Origin of the sequence: Mesotoga sp. H07pep.5.4, assembly GCF_003664935.1 — a bacterium.
GTDB lineage: Bacteria > Thermotogota > Thermotogae > Petrotogales > Kosmotogaceae > Mesotoga > Mesotoga prima.
Genome location: NZ_JFHM01000011.1, coordinates 78,928 through 98,868, shown reverse-complemented (window position 1 = coordinate 98,868; position 19,941 = coordinate 78,928). Strand labels below are relative to the sequence as shown.

Below are 19,941 nucleotides of genomic sequence, written 5' to 3'. Positions count from 1 at the left end.
AGTTTTCACAGTAGTTTGGTCCTATTGCTGGCACCGACCAGCATTGTATAATCTCAGAGACGACTCTTCACATTTGGGGGTGTGATTTTGCTCTACAGAAAGATCGTGGTCGGGGAAAACCTTGAATCCATGCAGTGCGAAATGTACTTCGAAAGCCTTTTTGACGTTGATTTCGACTACCTTGTCGGTCTGGGGAAGGAGATGCCGACGATTCTCTTCATAGATGCGAGCAAGTACAGCGAAGATGTCCTTAATGATTGGATTTTCGCATTTACCAATATTATTCTCATCAATAACAATCCAATCAGAGCTTTCATTATTAGAGGTTATTCAGAAGAACGTCAGGAATTCAAGGGTTATTACCGTGTTGTCAGTAGTTACAAGAGCCCTAGACAAATAGTCCAGGAAATCACGGAGAATATAGACGAGAATCTAGATAAGATCATTGGAAACAGCAACAGGGTTCTGCAGATGAAGAAAATGATCGTTCTTTCGATGTTCTACGACGGTTCGATAATGATTCTTGGAGAGACCGGATCTGGTAAGAATCTTCTTGCCGAGATTATTGCAAAGCTCTCCCCGAGGGGCTCCAGACCTTTCTACTCTATAAACTGCGCAGCTATACCGGAGAATCTCCTTGAGAGCGAGCTGTTCGGTTACAAGAAAGGAGCCTTCACAGGTGCAACAACCGAGAAGGTCGGCCTTATCGAACAGGCCAATAACGGAACACTTTTTCTGGACGAGATCGGAGATATGCCTCTAAATCTCCAGGCGAAGATTCTTGCCATAACCGAGAACCGAGAGTTCTTCAAGATCGGCGCCACCAAGCCCATAAAAGTTGACGTACGCTTCATCACCGCGACCAACAGGTATGACGATGCTGCTATAAGAAATGACCTTAGATACAGACTATCGGCCGTAAAGGTCGACCTAGCGCCCCTGAGGGAGAGGAAGACCGATATCCCCCAGATCTTTGATGCAATTCTTGAAAAAAAGGGATATCTCGTAAAGTTTGAGAACATTCCTCAAGATCTCAAGGAGAGATTCCTTTCCTACAGCTATCCGGGGAATGTGAGAGAACTGATCAATATGATCGAAGAATACCTGGCAGTAAACGATGTTGTTCAGGCTTCAGTAAACTCCTCAATGTCGAAAAACGTCAAGCTTCTAGCCGAAGAAGCAATGGTGGCAAGAATGTTGAATGGCACAACATATAAAGACTTTCTTCAAGAGGTGTACAAGAGTGTTTCGCATGAACTTTTGGTGCAACGCTCAGAGGTCCTTGGAAACAACATGAACGAGCTTTCAAAGGAATTCGGACTGACAACCAGAAGAATACGAGATCTTCTTGCAGAGGCCAACAGCTACAAAAAAGATCAATCTACTGAAGTCGACGACGAGTGAAAGGGCGATCCTTCAAAACCTCCTTATCCTAGAATATTAATGTATAATCTCTGGAGTAGGAGGTGTTCTTTTGGCAGTACGAAAGCTCAGTCTTCCCATGGGAGTTGAAGTAGCCGAGCTTTTCGGAGAGTACGATCGAAAAGCGAAGTATATTCAGAAAAAACTCGACGTAAGAATCTCTATAATTGGTGACGAAATCTGGATAAAGGGTGAAGACGGTAATGGGATTGACATAGCTGAAAAGATTGTTGATGAACTGGTTCAAATGAGCAGAGACGGTCATCTAGTCGAGTGGAGGGAATTCGAGTACATTGTAGATCAACACCTGCAGCACGATGAAGATGATGATAGTTTCAAGGGAGTCTACAACGAAGTAAAGGAAACGACATTACTTTCCAATAGAATAAGGCCTAAAACAATCGGGCAAAAGAACTACATGGAGACAATGAAAGAGAGAGAGCTGGTCTTTTCCATCGGTCCTGCAGGGACGGGCAAGACGTATCTTGCCGTTGCCATGGCCGTTGACTTTTTGAAGTCTGGCAAAGTCCAGAGAATAATCCTAACTCGACCCGCGGTCGAAGCCGGAGAGAAACTGGGATATCTTCCGGGCACACTTCTAGACAAAGTCGATCCCTACTTGAGACCCCTTTACGATGCGCTCATGGAGATGATACCGGCCGAGAAGCTTTCCTATTACAGGGAGAGCTCGATAATCGAGGTTGTTCCGCTTGCATATATGAGGGGAAGAACTCTGAACAACTCGTTCATAATTCTAGATGAGGCTCAGAATACGACCTATCAACAGATGAAAATGTTCCTGACAAGAATCGGTTTTGGATCGAGGGTAGTTGTCACCGGAGACATTACTCAGATTGATCTTCCAAGGGATTCCGGATCGGGACTTGTCGTTGTGCAGAGAGTCTTGAAATCGGTCCCCACAATCGGCTTCTCCTATTTAACAGACCAGGATGTAGTAAGAAATCCTCTGGTGAAGGACATTATAAAGGCCTACGATGAATATGAGAGAGAAGAAAAAACTGAAGAAAAGTGATCTCTCAAAGGTCCAGTTCCCCCTCGAGAGACTTCTGAACATAAAGGATCTCACTAATTTCATAGTCTTCCCTGTGTTCCTTGCTTTACTAAACAGACTGCCGTTCCTTTCGCTTCCCTCAAAACCTTTTCTGTATTTCGTTGGATCGGCAATTCTTTGGTACATCTTTGCGGAAAGGTCCGTGAGAAGTAACAGGTACTTCAACCTTCACAGCGCATATAGAATAACGTTCTTTTCCGTAGTGTCCTTCGGTGTTTTCGTTAATTCCTTCGTTCCTTCTTTGGGAGATGAGGCGCTTCTGCCAGAAATGACACCTATCTTCTTGAGTGTTTCGATGGTTACCATACTGATAGGCTATCAGGAAGGCATTGGCAGCGGGCTGTTCATGTCGTTTCTTGCATCTGCAAATCTCGACAACTCTCTGGAAACCTTCATATTGTTGTCAGTGGTCGTATTGGCGACTGCCCTCACGACAAGAGCTATAGAGAGAAGGATTGAAATAGCAAGAGCAGGATTCGAAGTCAGTTTGATATTCGTGGCGATAAACGCGATCAGGATGTCTCTTCAGGGTGAGTCCATTAACGCGGTGGATCTTCTGATAGCTTTTGCTAACCCAATATTATCGTCAGTTATTGCTATCGGAATCATTCCCTATCTTGAGTATGCAAGCAGAATCTACTCGAATACGGGCCTCCTTGAACTGGGCAATCTCTCTCACCCACTTCTGAAAAACCTGTCGATTTATGCTCCAGGAACGTATTATCACAGCATCTCTCTTGCAAACCTTTCAGAAGCGGCGGCCGAGCGAATCGGAGCAAATGCAATTCTGGCCAGAGTCGCATCATATTTTCATGACATCGGAAAGTCCAAACGGCCCCAGTACTTCGCCGAGAATCAGCAGGAGGGAACGAATCCTCACGATAACCTCACCCCCTCAATGTCAAACCTTGTGATAAATGAACACGTGAAACAGGGGGTCGAGCAGGCAAGAAAGTACAGGCTTCCGCTTCTTGTTGAAGACGTTATCAAAGAGCACCACGGAACGAGAGTGAAGAAATTCTTCTTTCACAAAGCTAAAAACATTGGACAAGAAGAGAGAAGCGACGATTTCAGATATCCGGGGCCTAAGCCACAGTTCAAAGAGTCGGGGATAATTATGCTGGCCGATTCGGTGGAAGCTGCATTCAAGAGCATCAAAAAGCCCACACCTGCAAAGACCCAGGAACTGGTCGAGGAGATTGTCAATGGAATCTACAACGAGAGGCAGCTTGACCAGAGCGGCCTTGATCTGAACGATCTCGAGAAGATCATTGAAGCCTTTACTCGGGTCCTCATGAATATGAACCAACCAAGGATCGAGTATCCAAAAGAAACTACGGAAAAGGTGGTATCCATCAATGGAGATTCAAATTCAAAACAAGACATCGAAGAAGATAGAAGAGAGCAGAATATCTAATATTGTAGAAAAGGTCGTCAAGGCAGAGCTTGGAGAAAGGGAGATAGGAATGTTGAATCTCCTTTTCACAGATGACTCTGAAATTCGAAGCATAAACAAAAAATTCAGACACAGAGATGAACCAACGGACGTCCTCTCTTTCCAGTACGGGTTGGAAGAGGAGATAGTAGGTGATATAGTAATCTCGCTTGAGAGAATTTCTGAACAGGCCGGCGAGTTTGGCAACTCCTTTGAAGAAGAGCTCTATTACATATTGATACACGGCGTTCTCCACGTCCTCGGCCACACGCACGAGGGGTACGACGATGAAGGAGAAGAGATATTCAGTCTCCAGAGAGATTACTATAAACGTTTTGTTGAGGAGGGATAGACGTTGTCTGATTTTAGACCATTCAGGGCAGTGAGACCCGCTGAAGGAATCGAGCAGAAGGTCAATTGCCCCCCTTATGATGTTGTCTCATTTGAAGAGGCCAGAGAGATCGGGAGAAATCCCGAGAGCTTCATGCATGTTATCAGGGCTGAGATCGATCTGCCAGTGGACTCAGACCATTACAGCGATCTAGTGTACGAGAAGGCAAGAGAAAACTTTGAAACGATGCTTCAAACTGGAGTCCTAGTACAGGAAGAAGAGCCACTCTATTATATATACTGGCAGAAGATGAAGGACCATATCCAGATCGGAGTAGTTGGAGGAGCAAGTGTTGATGAGTATCAGAAAGACTTGATCAAGAAACACGAGCTCACCAGACAGGATAAGGAAGAAGACAGGATAAAACACATAAAGACGGTAAACGCGAATACTGGAATGGTCTTCCTGACATTCAGATCAAACGAGAAGCTCGAAACTCTCCTACAGAGTTATTGCAGAAAACTGCCTCTTTCCATGCGTGTTATCGATGAAAACGATGTCGAACACAGGCTTTATGCGGTGAAACAGAGGGATGGAGTTGAAGAAATTCGAGAGGCATTTAAGGAGATCGACTGCATGTACATCGCCGACGGCCATCACCGGGCGGCCTCTTCCTCTAGAGTTAGGGAACTTCTGAAGGAAAGCAATCCCGGGCATACCGGAAATGAAGAATACAACTTCTTCATGGCAGTTGCCTTTCCACATACTCATCTGAAGATTATGGCCTACAACAGGGTAGTTCAGGATTTGAACGGAATGAGCGAAAACGAGTTCCTTGAAAAGGTTGAGCAGGTCTTTGAAGTCGAGGACGCTCCGAAATACCCGTATGAACCTGCCATGAGACATGAGTTCGGCATGTGCCTTATGAGAAGGTGGTACAAGCTCACCGCCAGAAAGGGTACGTTTGACGAGAATGATCCGGTCTCGAGTCTGGACGTCGACATACTTCAGAAGAACCTTTTAAGCCCTATTCTCGGAATCGATAATCCGAGAAAGGACTCGAGGATTGATTTCGTTGGAGGCATTCGAGGTCTAAAGGCTCTTGAAAACAGAATAACCAATGGCTGGGCAGTTGCCTTTTCAATGTTTCCAACCTCGATGGAAGAGCTTCTCGCCGTCGCCGATGAGGGAAAAATCATGCCCCCAAAATCAACCTGGTTCGAGCCAAAACTGCGCAGTGGGCTGGTCGTTCATTTACTGAAATGAAGACCGGAGCAATCATAGTTGCAGGTGGAACCGGACGAAGGATGAAATCGTCCCTTCCCAAGCAGTTTATGACTCTCGGTGGAAAAGAGATGTTTGTCAGATCCGTAGAGATATTCCACGGATCTGATTTTATTCACTTCACGGTACTAGTTGTACACAAAGATTGGATTGACAAAGCAAAGGAAATACTTCAAAAGAGGGGACTGAACTCGGTAATGGTTGTCCCCGGTGGAGAGAGCAGACAGGAATCAGTATTCAAAGGGTTGCTCTCATGCCGAGAAGTCGGTTTAGAAGCAATAATGATTCACGACGCAGTGAGGCCCTTCTTTTCTCGTAGTCAGATTCCAGAGCTCCTTCGGCTTGTTGCTCCAGGTAAAGGGGTGGTAGTAACGGAAGGAGTAAACGACACAGTTTATCTTGTAGAGAACGACGAAGTTTTGGATGTACCGGACAGGAGCCGTTTGAGGCTGGCAGAGACTCCACAGACTTTTCCATATGATGAAATATTGGAGGCCCATAAAAGGGCGGTTGAAGAAAACATACTTTCGTCTACGGATGACGTACAGCTTTTCGTCAGATCTGGTGGACAGGTGATCACTGTAAACTCGATCGCTCCTAATCCGAAGATTACGACCGCTTTCGACTTCGATATGGCAGAACTACTGATCAGCAAACGTTTATAGGGTGAAGAAGAGAGCGATCTTCTCACATAGAAAACTCCGGAACGGACTCGGAAAGAGCAAATAACTCTTCGATTTCTCCGCCGAAGAAAACACTGTCAAAGAAGAGCTTTACCGCGCTGTCAAGATATTTAATTGCATCTTCATCGTTCATGAACCTTCCCGTTTCGCCGAAGAAAAATGTCAGCGGCGAAAGATTTCTGACCATCGCGAAATCTACATGTCTCATACCGCAGATGCGAAGATTGTAAAAGGACTCGTTTCTCTCTTTCGCAATCGTTGAAGAGTACTCCTCGCTGATACCGTGCTCCCATTCTTCAGTTGACATAAGCAGGATCCTATTTGAAAACGCAGTGTCGAGTTCTTGAGCCGAAAATCCCTCGAGAGTCGGATCGGCTAGAACCATGGGAACGTTCTTATTAGCCAGTGCATACTGAATGGCAACCGCACCTCCTCCCGAGTGTCCATACAGTCCGATCTCATTCATATTAAGCCTTTCGAAGAAATCCGAAGAGGGGTCTTCGTTCATTCCATTAAGGTATTCGATGGCATAGTTTATATCGCGAGCCAGGTATTCGGAAAGCATTCTAACCTTTGACTCCCTTGTTCCTTCAGGCAATCTCTCAAGAAGATCATTGCCGAGGAAGTAGTGTACATCCCCGTTCGAAAATGAAACCACCGCGCAGGCTCCCGGATGTTCTATACCCACCACCAGATAGCCGGCGCTTGCCAGTGATTCTGCAAGAGAGGTATGCAACTCGCTTATAGAAGACCATCCAAGAAGCAAGATTATGATCGGCCAGGTCGACGAGTCGTCCACGGGAGGCGCATCGATAAAGGAATTCGTTTTTACCTGATATATGTGTTCGAAGAGTTCCTTGGGATACCCGGTCATTATTTCGAAGCCCTGATAGACCAGAGGATCGTTATCTATCCATCCCTTTCTCGGAGCCGTGGAAACATCTCCAGCGGGATACCAGACCTCGAGACGGATCTTACCAGGATCGGAGTAGTCGATTCCGGCAACACTCATCGGTTCAGGATTAGATACTTCGTAGGAACGAAATCCAACATTATGGGGGCCGTCGGGCAAAGGCATATGATTCAACGGAAACAAATAGTTCAGAATCGCGATTACTCCCATAAGAAGACTGAATATCGCTACAATAGTTGAATAGCCACCCTTCGTCTTCATCACGGAACCTCCTCGAAGCTATGTCTTTCCGACCGCTACCCTCTCTTCTAAATTATATCAACTCTCACACCTAGAACAGAAGCTTACCTATAAGAAAGATCCAGCAGAGCACCACTATCTACCGAGGCATGCAGACTTGCTGAGTGACCTCTGACACTTCTTCGCAAAAACCATTTCTGTCTCATGAGTAAAGATCCCGTTATTTATTCTCTAAAAGCCAGTTAGATTCATCCCAAAATTCTTTCACCTTTCCGGAGAAGGGAAGATTTGGAAGCAAACTGAAACAAGATCTCAAGATCTACTGTAGTGAATCTTAAGCAGATCTGAACTGGTCAATTCGAGATCAAATTGCCATTGGTTCTGAGAATACGTCCCCCGTTTATAGGTTAAGACAACTGTGATCGACTTCTCGGTAAGCTGATTTCTCCCTGCATAGTTATCGATGATGACTGTACTGAAGCTAATTTACGACACCTAGACTCCTGTTCCTCCGAGCTTTTCTGCGGAAGCCTGAATTGATCATCTGAGATACGCTAAAAAAGAACAGTTATCTCATCTACTGCTCTTCAGCCTGAGCAAAGCCATCTACGACGATCCTTTAGTCGTTCGTTCTGAAGAAGGGATTGTCGCAGCTATCGGAACCTTCCAAAATGCGTACAGAGGATCATCCCCTTTTCACGCTGTTTCTGTGTCATGAACCGTTACGGAAAGATAAGCTCTATGAGTGCAGAAAGCGGGGAAAAGTCGGGAATAAGAACGTCGGCGCCGGCTCTCTTAAGTCTATTAAACTTCTCTTTGTTCCAGCCGAACCCTTTCCTTTCGTCGGAAGCCACCCCTATGGTGAAGGCTCCGGCTTCCTTTCCCACGCTAATTTCAACCGGACCATCTCCTATGACAATCAGCTCGTCGGGTTGCAATTTCCTATCCGTCAGTAGTCTCTGTATTACCTTCTTCTTCGAGTACTCCTCGAAGCTGCTCAAAGCTCCATAGACACCTCCGCCCATGAAGTCATAAACTCCCAGATATTTCGACTCTTCTATAACGTCTTCCAGATCGGTTCCTGAAGCAACAAGAAGAATAATTCCCCTTTCATGAAGTGATTTTAGAAATTCTAGTGAACCGCAAACCAGGTACCTGTCTCTTGAATCCTCATTGATCCGCTTTCTGACTATCTCTTTCAGATGCGCAGCGTAGACCTGCTTGTACTGATGAGGAGTAAGAATCTCTTTCTCAGAAACAAAGCCGTAGTGGATCACCAGTCTTTGAAGGCCTTCCATCTGGAGAATCGTCTGGAGTCCGGTAGTTTCGGCTATGAAGTCATTCACTTCTTCTTTTATCTTTTTACGAGTCTTTTCTTCAATGTCTCTATCACCGGTAATAAAATGAATCATGAGGTCTCTCATAATCGGCTGCCAGCCCTCCCTTAGAAGGGAAATGGTACCGTCGAAATCAAAGAGAACATACCTCGTCTTCCCAGGCAACCTTCGGGTATTCCTGAAGATAGACGGATCTTCGACTCTATAAGCATCAGGTTCTTCAAGCTTTGAGATTGATTCTCTCAGCAACACCCCCGTTCCTTTCTGAGAAACACAGAGCGAAGCGGCCTTTGTGGCCGTCTTGGCTGAGTCCAATAACGAGACTTTCTTACCGCACAACTCCAAAGTCAAGGCCGCAATGAATGCATCTCCAGCTCCGCAGACATCCCTCACTTCTCCTTCGAGATTGAATATTCGATTCAGTATACCGTTATTAAAGCAGAACGAGCCATCCTCGCTGGCGGTTACTACAACGGGTGAACCCACCAGTCTTGAAACCTCTGCGAGATGTTTCTGAACCAGTATTTGCTCAGGAATTCTGTTATTGTCATCTACAAGGCCTGCCCTTTCAAGGATCTGAGAAAATTCACCAAGGTTGGGCTTCAGAAGAAAACCTGAAAAGGCCTCGAGCCAGTTTCTCGAATCCGCGACGAATAATTTCTCAGGGAATAGCTTTCGCAACACAATCAGTTTTTTTCTTACCTCTTCGTCTATACAGCCTGTCCCAGGAATCTCAGACTGATCTTGGACAATTATGGCATCAACCTGAGGAACGAGAAATTCTAACATTTCGACAATCTCCCGTCTGTTTTCTTCGGCTAGACCGACCGGGGGAATATCAAGCCTTGGCAGATCCTCTTCCCCCGTCAAAGTATTGATGAATTTCATATACAGAGGGGTAACCTGTCTTTTCGACTTCACAAGGAACTGCGTGCAAATCCCATAACGATCGAGCTCCCTCTCCAGTTCGACAGCCCTAGCGTCGAGTCCCACCGGAGCGAGGAGAATCACTTTCCCATCAAGCGTGGCAAGATTCTTAGCCACATTACCGGCCGCTCCGGGAGAATACTCTTCTCTCACTCCCGTGATCGTCATAAGGCCGGTTTCAAGGCTCGGCCTCGACAGATTGGGATCGTAATAGACATACTTATCCAGGAAGACGTCACCGACTACGAGCACCCTGGCGTTCCTTTCCCAAGCTTGATTCATGGCATTCCCTTCATAATCAATCTGTAGAACGACGGCAGAGTCTCTTTATGGTTTCCCTTTATGTAATAACCTTTTCCACCAAAAGCATTCGGGATTCTCGTTACTATCGATTTCACATCTCTGAAGTAATAAGAAGCAACTTCCTTGTTATTTTTCGAAGTCTCATCTAGATCTGCATCTCTTATATCAAAGCTGGCCGTTGTGATTGACTTTGGAGCTCTTCCAACATTTGCCGCCATCGATATTGCCTTCAGAACAACTTCAGCGCCAATGACTGCAGAGCCTATCACTATACACACCCCGCCCTTTTCAAGCTTTGAAATTTCATTCGCGAATATGAGAAAGTCTCTTGCCGAGCATCCTCCAAGAGACTCACCGTCGAAGTATGGTGTCATGTGGTATATGTCAGTTCCCACTGCTGAGTGAACACAAAGCGGTATACTATCCCGATACGCATTGTACTGGACTGAGACGTCAGGGTACATGCAGTCAATCTTCTCTGGAAAGGCTTCTCCCGATAGAAGCCTGCCCATCGACTCTCCATATCCAAGAAAGAGCTTATTTCCATGAATCAGTGCGTTGTTAATATACTTATTTGTCTCTTCTGCGAAGCCGAAAAGCCCTCTAGAAAGAGCATTCGGAATACTTTCCGAGGTCCTTCCACAGTAAGCCAGTTCAAAATCATGTATCGTAAAGGCCCCGTTCACCCCAAGGGCAGTAATGATCTTTTCATGCATAAGCGACGAAAGCAACGGTCCCATTCCGTTCTTGATTACGTGCGCGCCGCTGAAAACAATAACGGGTAAACCCTTCTCTTTTGCCTCAAGCACCTTCTCGGAAAGCTCTTCCAGTTCGGGTGACCTGAAGCCATCAGACTCATTTACTATTTCCTTCATGTCAATCAGATCCGATATCGACACCTCACTAGGTCTGTTCAACAAAGAATATGTCTTCACATTAGAAGTATCGAAAACTGTGTACTTACCCTCGTATCTCATCGCCGCACCTTCCATTCTCACTACGCCATATTTACTCTCTTCCGACGGTAATCGCCTCGATAAGCTGACACAATACGTGACCGAGAGTTATGTGCGTTTCCTGAATCCTTGGAATGTCAGTAGAGTCTACTTTGAATAGATAGTCGCATAAGCCAAGCATCTCGCCGCCAGTCTTCCCCGTTAATCCAACTCTCAGCGAACGTCTCTCTATCGCCACTTTCAGTCCCCTTAAAATGTTTGTCGATTGTCCGCTAGTGCTAATTGCAATCACAATATCCTCTTCTCCCAGAAAGGCTTCGAGCTGTCTGGAGAAGACCTGGTCATATCCAAAGTCGTTAGGGATTTCTGTGAGAATCGAGTCGTTACTGGGTAGCGATACTGCCCTGATCGGTCTTCTTTCCAAATATAACCTTCCTACGAGTTCAGCCGCCAGATGTGCTGCATCTGCTGCACTACCGCCGTTCCCCATCAGGTAGACGGTTCCGCCATTCCCTGTTCTTCTGGCTATCTCGCGCGCAACCTCGTATATCAGCTCTTCATACTTGTCGATAAACTCACTCTTTACTCGTATGCTCTCCTCAAAAGCCATACGCGCTACACGATTAAACTCCATCTCCTATCTCCTTCTTCCCATTCCGCTTGCCACAATCAAAGCGGCATAGTCACCAATCCTGTCTTTGAGCTCCGTAATAACGACCCGATTTCTCGCCTCATCGCCGACAAGCGCTTCCTCCGCTGCCCTCTTTAGAGCAGCCTCAAGCCAGATTTTCGGAAGGCGCCAGGCAAGGTTACCGAGAATTATCCTGTCAGGGTCGAGAATATCCAGCAGTACGGCGAGACCTTCCCCAAAGTATGCTCCGCTTTCCTCAAGGACGGTGATGGCGTTAGGATCCTTCTTCAGTGCAAGACGTGAAATTTCCTGAGCAGTCATTCCTCGCCCAAACCGTTCAGGAAATCTGTAATGCGCATATAGTGAAATTCCCGTACCACCACAAAAAGATTCCCATGAACCGTTCTTTCCGAAGAGCGAGGGACCATCCTCGGCTACTCTCATATGACCAACCTCTCCAGCCAATCCCGTAGATCCACTATAAATACTCCCATTGATAATTATGCCTGCTCCCAGGCCGGTTCCCAGAGTCAGAAAGACAATGTTTAGAAAGCCCCTGCCGGCCCCCAGAATGCTTTCGGCAAGTGCACCGGCTCTTCCGTCGTGTTCGATCGTGATCGAGAAACCAAAACGCTCCACCAACGGTTGAACTATGTTAACGGTTCCCCATCGAAGGTGAGGAGGGTTGAACAAAGTACCCGTTTTACAATCCATAGGACCGCCGACGGATATTCCCACCCTGGATGGAATCAAATCTCCTGTCAGACCGATGATTTCGGAAGAGAGCCTCTCGATGAAGCTCTGAAAACCGAGCTCTGGTTCGGTCAGGAACTCTGCTCTTGCGAGGATGTTGAGAGTTTCATCTCCGAGAACGACGGCCGTTTTCGTACCTCCCACATCTATGCCAAGGAGGGTTCTTTCTTCAATCAACTCCATCGCTTTCCTTCATGATCTCGCCTCATTCAAACCTGAGCGTGTGGAGACCGAACTGCCTGTAGGGGAGCTCGACTTTACCGTCAATTACCGGGAGCTCGCGCACTTTATCCTCGAGAACGTTCGAAATCCAGCATCGTTCAAAGGCCAGTCCAGTACTGATCTTTGCTACTCCCCGCCTCCCTTCTACTTCAGCGAGCCGGAGTACGTAACCGCTCTTCTCGGAATGCTTCAAGGCGAGTACCTTGAGGTTTCTCGTTGAGATTTGCAACACGGCTGTTTCAAGATCTATCTTTCCGTCAATCTTGATCATCTCCTTGTTAAGGTCCTCGGCTTCCTCGACCACCCTGACAGCATCCTCTCCATCATGAGAGAACAACGAGTAGGTGAAACGATGCCTTCCCTCATCTGCAAAGAAATCGGGATAAATGGGCGATCTAAGAAGTGTAAGAGATATATCTGAACCGTTGCAGGAATGACCATGCTTTCCGTCATTGAGAATAGCTACGGCAAGACCTGGCTCTTCCAGCTCGACCCAGCGATGGGCCGGAAATTCGAATCGGGCATCTTCAAAGGTGTTTCGAACCCTCGTACTTCTCCTTGAGTATCCCGCGGAGAGATCACATCTTACTTCTCTAGAAAGAATGCTGACGGGAAAGTGAGCCTTGAGAAGAGTCCTTCTAGTGTGCCAGTCGATATCGTTTTCAATATCCAGTCTCCTTGAAGAGGCGTTCAATATGTATCTCTGCACTATAGAGCTTCCTTCATACTCGTATCTCGCCTGAACGACCTTTCTCACTGGACCGCTCTCAATCGTCCTCACATCGAGGGCGGTCAGTCTCTTGCCAGATATCTCGTAATCGTGATCGATATCCCACGCATCCCAAGCAACTGGAATGTCCTTGTATACGTAGAGACAGTTCCCTGGGCCGGAGGTTACTTCTCTTTGAAGTTGCTTATCAAAAACGGAAACACTTCCATCGGGGTTTACTTCAACACGCAAAAAGCTGTTTTCGAGGACGGGATCACTTTCTATAGCGTGTTCCTCGACCTCTCCACCGATACACTCGAAAACCTCGCTCGAAAACGGTTGAATATACAGATCTGAGCTGTAAATAAACCTTCCGTCATATGTTCTCTGGCTTGCCAGAAGTTTGCCCACCCGGTCATAGAGATTCATTTCATTGTCGTCAATAAATATTGATTGTTGAGGGTAAGATCCAACATTGATTACGGTCTTGAGAGAAGGATTTCCATCGCCAACAGAGTCAAGTAGAGTACCGGTTATTTCATTTGCCTCTCTGATTAGCTGACCAAGTTCATCTTCGGCCTGGATGTGAGCTTCATTTATGGATGAACCGGGAAGAATGTCGTGAAACTCGTTACGAAGTAGTATCTCCCACAGTTTTCTGACTTTTTTGAGCGGATACTTTTCTCTACTGCAGACCATAGCACCGACGGCTTCCAGTCTGTACAGAGCGTCTTCAGCATCTTTATGCAGCTTCTTTGTTCTTGCCTGGCTAGTATATGTTCCTCTGTGGAGCTCGAAGTACAGCTCGTCGTCCCAAACGGGCAGTTCCAGAGTGGAAGGCAACTCCTTGAAATAGTTCGTCAAGGGGGCCATTTCGAGTTTCGGCATGCCAGGATACTCTTTGAGCCTTTCATAGTATTCGACCATCTCGTCTGTCGGACCGCCGCCGCCGTCGCCGTAGCCAAAGGTGGTTATTGTCTTATCGTAAACTCTTTTATCCTGGAAGTTCTCCCATGTGCCAAGAATCGCTTCTGGATTAAGCATTCCGTTGTAACCCCCGAGAGGGTTATCGAAGAAATGGCAGACTACTTCACTGCCATCCAGCCCCCTCCACAAGAAGAGGTCGAGAGGGAAACGATTCTTCTCATTCCACTTCAGCTTGGTCGTCGAGAAGTATTCTATTCCCGCTTCCTTCATGATTTGAGGAAGTATCCAGGAGAAGCCAAAGACATCTGGAAGCCATGCCACAGAAGATCTCATCCCGAACTCCTCTTCGAAGAACATCTGGCCGTATAGAAACTGCCTGGCAAGTGATTCGGCGCTGGAGACGGTGCAGTCGCTCTCAACCCACATTCCGCCGATCGCTTCCCATTTGCCCTGCGAAATCTTCTCCTTTACCCTCTCGAAGAGATCGCGATCGTTCTCCTTCAAATCCATGAACATTTGAGCCGAAGACTGAAGATAAACGAATTCCGGAAACTTCTCCATCATTCTTACGGCATTGGCGAAGGTCCTTCTGATCTTCCTCTTGGTCTCATCTATCGGCCAAAGCCAGGCATAGTCAATGTGTGACTGACCGGTAACATGAACGGTGCCCATCGCACTATGCTTGTCTCTCAAGCTGGCTATATTACTCGCGAGTTTCTCACGGGCCTTCATGACCGTGCGGCGATAATTGTCGGTCAGTCTGTTCCCTTCAGACTTCTCAAACCTCGGGGATTGCCAGATCTCGTTTACGCTTCCATATGTATGGTGCCCGAAAAGAGTCGGATTGTCAGGGGCCGTCTTGAAGTACTGATCAGTAGATCTAGGAAGCTCGATCTCGGAGAGGCAGTCGCTTATGATTTTCAGTAGCTTCTCTGAGAGGAATTCATCTCTGGTTGCCTCAAGAACCTCGATCGCGACCGTAAAATCGAGATATGTGCTTGATATGGATCTATCTTGAAGGAGCAGCTCGGCGCCTTCAAAGACCGGATCGGGCAAGTGAGTACCGAACAGCCCCTTCGGCACTGTCTGTATATCAATTACGTGGCTCTTCCCATCAGCAAACTCTGTTAGGTCAAGAAACTGATGATATACATTTATCTCGCCAAAAGAACGGCCGTCAATCAAGACCAGACTCTCTCCTCCGGGAACCGCTTTGAGGTAGAGCCTCTCTCCGTCTTCAGGTTTTTCTGACTCTATGGAGGTTCTGAACCACACCGGGAATTTTGTCTCATCCCACCGGTAGCCCACGGAGATCTCCTTCCAGCCTTTCTCGGGCGGTCTTTCCGCGCCGGAATCACTGAATCTCCATCCGCCAATCGCTTTTCTCTCGATCAAAGTATACGGGAAAAGCTCAGCTAGTTCCTTTCTAAGCTTTGTACAGTACTCATTTCTAGAATGATACACGGTGCCCCCTCCAGTCTTTCACAACTTATCTTTCCGCGTATTCGATTAACGAAATTCCAGCTCAGCCGAGCTCTTTCATGGCTCTATCGAGATCCTCCGAAAGGACTTCAATTTCTTCTAGACCGGCATGAATCCTTATCAGAGATACATTGTCACCGGGGTCCCTGTGAGAAACGGCGTACGGAGAGATCAGACTTTCATACCCGCCCCAACTGACGGCTCTCCTGAAAAATCTCAGGGAGTTCACGAATTTCTTTATCCTGTCGATATCCCGGGTCTTAAGCTTAAACGAGAAGAGGCCCGATCCTCCCCTCATCTGCTTCTTGGCAAGCGCATATTGCTCCGAGCTCTCGAGCATCGGATACAAAACGGATTCGACGGCTTCACTCTTCTGTAGCCTTCTGCTGAGCTGCATAGCGTTCTGGAAATGCACGGGCATCCGGATATGCAGAGTCCGGATCCCCCTCAGAATAAGCCAGGCAGCAAAGGGATCGGGAACGGCTCCAGTGTTGAGAAACTCTTTTTCGAATATTCTTCTGACATCCTCATCGGACCCTGCTACAACTCCTCCTACGACATCGCTGTTTCCGCCCAGATACTTGGATGCGGAATGGACTACCAGGTCTATTCCGAAATCGATCGGATTCTGGTAGATGGGAGTCGCCCAGGTGTTGTCTATTATCGTCTTCACACCCCTCATCCTGGCCAGTGAAGATACTTCCGTCAAGTCTTGCAGCTTAAAAGTGAAAGTAGTGGGACTTTCGAGATAGATAATCTTCGTGTTGGGTCTAAGAGCTGCCTCGATCTCATTCACATCGTTACCTTCCACATAGGTATGTTCCACTCCAAATCTGGCCAGATACTGGGTTACATAGGTGGATGTCCAGCTGTAGCAGTCCCTGACAGTTACTATGTGATCACCGCTCTTCAAGAAAGCGGAAATACTCGAAACGATTGCCGCAACTCCAGATCCGAAAAGCTTTGCCCTCTCCGCGTGCTCCAGCGCAGCCAGTTTCTCCTCGAGAATATTTACTGTAGGGTTGTTTCCTCTGGTGTACAGAAAATGGTTCGTCTCGTCTGAAAGGGCCGTTGAGAACTCGTCAAAGCCCTTGAAAGAGAAGATCGAAGTTTGAAATATGGGAGGATTTACCGCCCCGCAAGGTAGATCGTCTTCACCCAGATGATGCAAAATCTCAGTTACGTACTTCTTTTCCATCCTCAAGATCCTCCAATCATTATCCTTTGACAGCGCCTTCGGTAAGTCCGGCTATTATATATCTCTGTGCAAAGGCGAAAACTATCATAGTTGGTAAGAGAGAAACAACAAGTCCCGCGCTCAAAACGTCCCAGCTTATCCCGGCCTTAGAGATGAACGAGTTCAACGCTACCGGGACAGTCATCTTTTCATCGGAGAAGATGAACATCGATGCCAGAAAAAGCTCATTCCAGATATTCACGAAGGCGAAACTGAAAATCGCTGCAAGTCCGGGCCTCGTTAGCGGGAAAACCACTTTGAAGAGCGCCTGCAAAGTACTGCAACCATCGATCACGGCAGCTTCTTCAAGGGAAACCGGTATCCTGTCGAAGAAACTCTTTGACATGATCGTGCTGAAGGCAATTACCATAGTTACATATAGGATAAACAACGTAGAAAGCCTATCGGTCATACCGTAGTTTGCCAGCATGACAAACAGAGGAGCCATCAGAATGAACGGAGGAACCATCTGAGTGAAATACATGGCTAACAAGGTACCGTTTCTGAATCTCTTCGCTCGAATTCGCGACAGTGCATATCCACTGAACATAGATATTAGCATGGCGGCTAAAGCAGCCGCAAGGGCCACTATTGCGCTGTTTCGAAAGTAAACTCCGAAGTTAGCAAAGCCAAACAACTTCGAATAGCTTTCGAAGGACAGCTTTGAAGGGAGGTATTTCAAAGGAAATGTGTAGATCTCCCTGGGGCCCTTGAGGGATGTAACAACAACCCAGTAAAGAGGTAGTAGAGCCGCAATCAGATACAGCCCCAGAGCGATGACTTTGAAGACCTTACCCAGCACCTTCATGACTGTCTTCATACAGTTACCTCCTTACGGGAAGAGATATTCAGGAAAATAATCGCATACAGTAACAACATAGACATGATTATGAATCCTATCGCGGCTCCCTGACCGTAGTCATAGAACTGATAGATTCTGTTTATCATGTGTGTCGCCAGTATCTGAGTTGAATTGGCCGGCCCACCGCCGGTCATTCCATAGATTATCTCCGGGAAATTCATTATCCACATCGTCCTGAGCAGGACCGTGCTAACGATTGTCGGCCTAATGTACGGTATCGTGATCTTGAACAACTGCTTAAACCTGTTTGCCCCATCTATTCTCGAAGCCTCATACAGCTCATTCGGAACGGACTGGAGTGCGGCAAGCAACATGATTGCGAAGTAAGGAATTCCGTACCAAACATTTGCGATAATCACCGACATCATGGCAAACTTAGGATCTGACAGAAAACCTATTGGGTTACTAATAATCCCAACTCTTACCAGAATGTCATTGATTATCCCAAACTGACCGTTGAACATCCACGCCCAAATGAGACCTATGGCAAATCCCGACACCGCCCATGGATAGAAAACGAGAGCCGAGTAGATTCCTCTCCCCTTGAAGGGTTTTCTCATTAGTAGTGCCAGTCCGAAGCCAAGGCCGAACTGGAAAATCAGAGAAAAAAAGACCCAGACAAGTGTGTTGATCACTATTCTTACGAAGTCGAAATTTCTGTCGGTTATGATCGCTTTGAAGTTACCAAACCCAATGAATCCAGTATCAGAGAGGTCAAACATGTTATAGCGCTGGAACGCCATAACCCCGCCACGGATAATGGGTGTGTATGTAAAAACTATAAGAAGGATGAAAGCCGGAATCATCATTACGAAAAACTTCCAGAAATTCTTTCTCAAAATCAACACCTCTCAGAACATCTCTCTGCCTGCTCTAGAAAAACGGCACGGCGGGCAAATCTCGAACTGTCTCTGCGCCGTGCCGAATCGTCAATCAGTCAGTATCTTTCAGTTTCTTATCAGTCTTCCCAGTACTCGGCCCACTTCGCGGCAACGGCTTCGACTGTGGTATCACCGAGGAGCAGAGATTGCATGTCCTGCTGGTGAATCTCCGGCCAACCAGGCCACTTTTCGGAGTCAAGAGGATAGGACGCGAAGATGTACTTCTCCGGGTGACTCATCATGTAACTCCATGCCGTATAGACGCCGGAACTGAAGTATGGATCATTCTCATATGTGGAAGAATGGATTGGAAGCGGACCGTAACTCTTGCTGAAGTATGCGTTTACCTCGGGGCTCGAAATATACTTTATGAACTCCCATGCCTCTGCTTTGTGCTTGGAATATGAGGGGATTCCGAGTCCGCTGAATCCGTAGTCCATATAGGCCTTGCCGGAGGGACCTACCGGGATGGGCACCACAGTGTAATACTCTCTTCCGAGCATCTCATCCACAAGGGCGACCGTATCCGGATCCTGAATGAGGAACGGAGTGATACCCGATACAAAGGCATTCACCTGTTCGTTGAATCCCCAGTTGATTCCGTCTGCAGGGACTCCACCCTCGAAAAGCCTCACATACATTTTAAGACCCTCGATGGCTCTGGGGTCATCGAAATAGGCTTCTCCGGATTTCGTCTTATAAATATTGGCTTCATCGATGTCGCTTAGGAAAGAAGTGGCTATAAGATCTGAGAACTTGAACTCCCATGATTTTCCTCTGAAACCGAATCCATACTGGTTCTTATCGGGATCAGTGATGTCGATAGATAGCTCGACAAGCTCGCTCATAGTCTTTGGAATGTAACTTACGCCGAGTTTCTCCAGAATATCGGTTCTTACAAATAAACCCTTGATGAAGAAAAACTGAGGAACAATGAATGCCGTGTCATCGACGGTTCTTGCGGCCTGATTGGCGACAAAGGTAAGAGTATCATTGTGCTCCCAACCGGCAAGGTAGCTCTCGAGATTCTCTAGCTTTCCGTTGTTGACGAACTGCTTCACCGTATAATCCCTGACTTCGATAATGTCGAGTGGCTGATTCGTGTTGAGCATGAGAGTTGCCCTTTGATCTGCCTGCTCGTATGGAGGAGATATCAGGTTGATCTTGATATCAGGGTTCTTAGCCTCGAAATCTGCAATTATCTCCTTGATTACCTGTGTTCTTGCAGGACTGGTGAGAACCTCGATGAAGTTCAGAGTAACTACGCCAAACGAGAAGACTCCGATAAGCACTACCAGTAGTAGCGAAAGAACTACTTTCCTTTTCACTTGAAT

Annotated in this window: 16 protein-coding genes; 6 read left to right on the top strand and 10 right to left on the bottom strand. The window is 46.9% G+C overall.

The window, feature by feature from the left end; genetic code table 11:
• Window positions 1-87: 87 nt before the first annotated feature.
• The 6 genes from Y696_RS07510 to Y696_RS07485 all read left to right on the top strand — a co-directional run bounded on the left by Y696_RS07510 (window position 88) and on the right by Y696_RS07485 (window position 6,209).
• Window positions 88-1,404, top strand: coding sequence for a sigma 54-interacting transcriptional regulator (locus Y696_RS07510; RefSeq protein WP_099771412.1), 1,317 nt, complete (start codon window positions 88-90; stop codon window positions 1,402-1,404).
• A gap of 70 nt (window positions 1,405-1,474) precedes the next feature.
• Entirely contained in the window at window positions 1,475-2,455 is a 981-nt protein-coding gene (locus Y696_RS07505) for a PhoH family protein (protein WP_099771411.1), read from the top strand.
• The gene (locus Y696_RS07500) at window positions 2,418-3,911 is read left to right on the top strand and encodes an HDIG domain-containing metalloprotein (protein WP_099771410.1); all 1,494 of its coding nucleotides are present in this window, start codon (window positions 2,418-2,420) and stop codon (window positions 3,909-3,911) included. The genes Y696_RS07505 and Y696_RS07500 overlap by 38 nt, the downstream gene beginning before the upstream one ends.
• The gene (gene ybeY, locus Y696_RS07495; protein WP_121510140.1) at window positions 3,853-4,281 is read left to right on the top strand and encodes an rRNA maturation RNase YbeY; all 429 of its coding nucleotides are present in this window, start codon (window positions 3,853-3,855) and stop codon (window positions 4,279-4,281) included. The genes Y696_RS07500 and ybeY overlap by 59 nt, the downstream gene beginning before the upstream one ends.
• Window positions 4,282-4,284: 3 nt before the next feature.
• On the top strand, window positions 4,285-5,526 hold the full coding sequence (locus Y696_RS07490) for a DUF1015 domain-containing protein (protein WP_121510139.1): 1,242 nt from the start codon (window positions 4,285-4,287) through the stop codon (window positions 5,524-5,526).
• Complete coding sequence (locus Y696_RS07485; RefSeq protein ID WP_121510138.1) at window positions 5,523-6,209, top strand: IspD/TarI family cytidylyltransferase; 687 nt, start codon at window positions 5,523-5,525, stop codon at window positions 6,207-6,209. The genes Y696_RS07490 and Y696_RS07485 overlap by 4 nt, the downstream gene beginning before the upstream one ends.
• Before the next feature lie 22 nt (window positions 6,210-6,231).
• On the opposite strand, the gene Y696_RS07480 is transcribed toward Y696_RS07485, so the two are convergent.
• The 10 genes from Y696_RS07480 to Y696_RS07435 all read right to left on the bottom strand — a co-directional run bounded on the left by Y696_RS07480 (window position 6,232) and on the right by Y696_RS07435 (window position 19,935).
• On the bottom strand, window positions 6,232-7,401 hold the full coding sequence (locus Y696_RS07480) for a hypothetical protein (protein WP_121510137.1): 1,170 nt from the start codon (window positions 7,399-7,401) through the stop codon (window positions 6,232-6,234).
• 701 nt (window positions 7,402-8,102) lie between these two features.
• Entirely contained in the window at window positions 8,103-9,926 is a 1,824-nt protein-coding gene (locus tag Y696_RS07475) for a PfkB family carbohydrate kinase (RefSeq protein ID WP_121510136.1), read from the bottom strand.
• Window positions 9,923-10,924 (bottom strand): hypothetical protein, encoded by a 1,002-nt coding sequence (locus Y696_RS07470; protein ID WP_259459881.1) that lies wholly within the window; start codon window positions 10,922-10,924, stop codon window positions 9,923-9,925. The genes Y696_RS07475 and Y696_RS07470 overlap by 4 nt, the downstream gene beginning before the upstream one ends.
• Window positions 10,925-10,955: 31 nt before the next feature.
• A complete protein-coding gene (locus tag Y696_RS07465) occupies window positions 10,956-11,537 on the bottom strand; it encodes an SIS domain-containing protein (protein ID WP_121510134.1) in 582 nt (193 codons plus the stop codon).
• Between the two features lie 3 nt (window positions 11,538-11,540).
• The gene (locus Y696_RS07460) at window positions 11,541-12,470 is read right to left on the bottom strand and encodes an ROK family protein (RefSeq protein ID WP_121510133.1); all 930 of its coding nucleotides are present in this window, start codon (window positions 12,468-12,470) and stop codon (window positions 11,541-11,543) included.
• Between the two features lie 22 nt (window positions 12,471-12,492).
• Window positions 12,493-15,609, bottom strand: coding sequence for a glycoside hydrolase family 38 C-terminal domain-containing protein (locus Y696_RS07455; RefSeq protein ID WP_121510132.1), 3,117 nt, complete (start codon window positions 15,607-15,609; stop codon window positions 12,493-12,495).
• A 61-nt stretch (window positions 15,610-15,670) separates the two neighbouring features.
• On the bottom strand, window positions 15,671-16,825 hold the full coding sequence (gene aar / locus Y696_RS07450) for a bifunctional L-alanine/L-glutamate racemase (protein ID WP_121510131.1): 1,155 nt from the start codon (window positions 16,823-16,825) through the stop codon (window positions 15,671-15,673).
• A gap of 19 nt (window positions 16,826-16,844) precedes the next feature.
• Window positions 16,845-17,684, bottom strand: coding sequence for a carbohydrate ABC transporter permease (locus tag Y696_RS07445; RefSeq protein WP_121510130.1), 840 nt, complete (start codon window positions 17,682-17,684; stop codon window positions 16,845-16,847).
• Entirely contained in the window at window positions 17,681-18,565 is an 885-nt protein-coding gene (locus Y696_RS07440; protein WP_121510129.1) for a carbohydrate ABC transporter permease, read from the bottom strand. The genes Y696_RS07445 and Y696_RS07440 overlap by 4 nt, the downstream gene beginning before the upstream one ends.
• Before the next feature lie 119 nt (window positions 18,566-18,684).
• Window positions 18,685-19,935 (bottom strand): sugar ABC transporter substrate-binding protein, encoded by a 1,251-nt coding sequence (locus Y696_RS07435; protein WP_121510128.1) that lies wholly within the window; start codon window positions 19,933-19,935, stop codon window positions 18,685-18,687.
• Window positions 19,936-19,941: the final 6 nt, after the last annotated feature.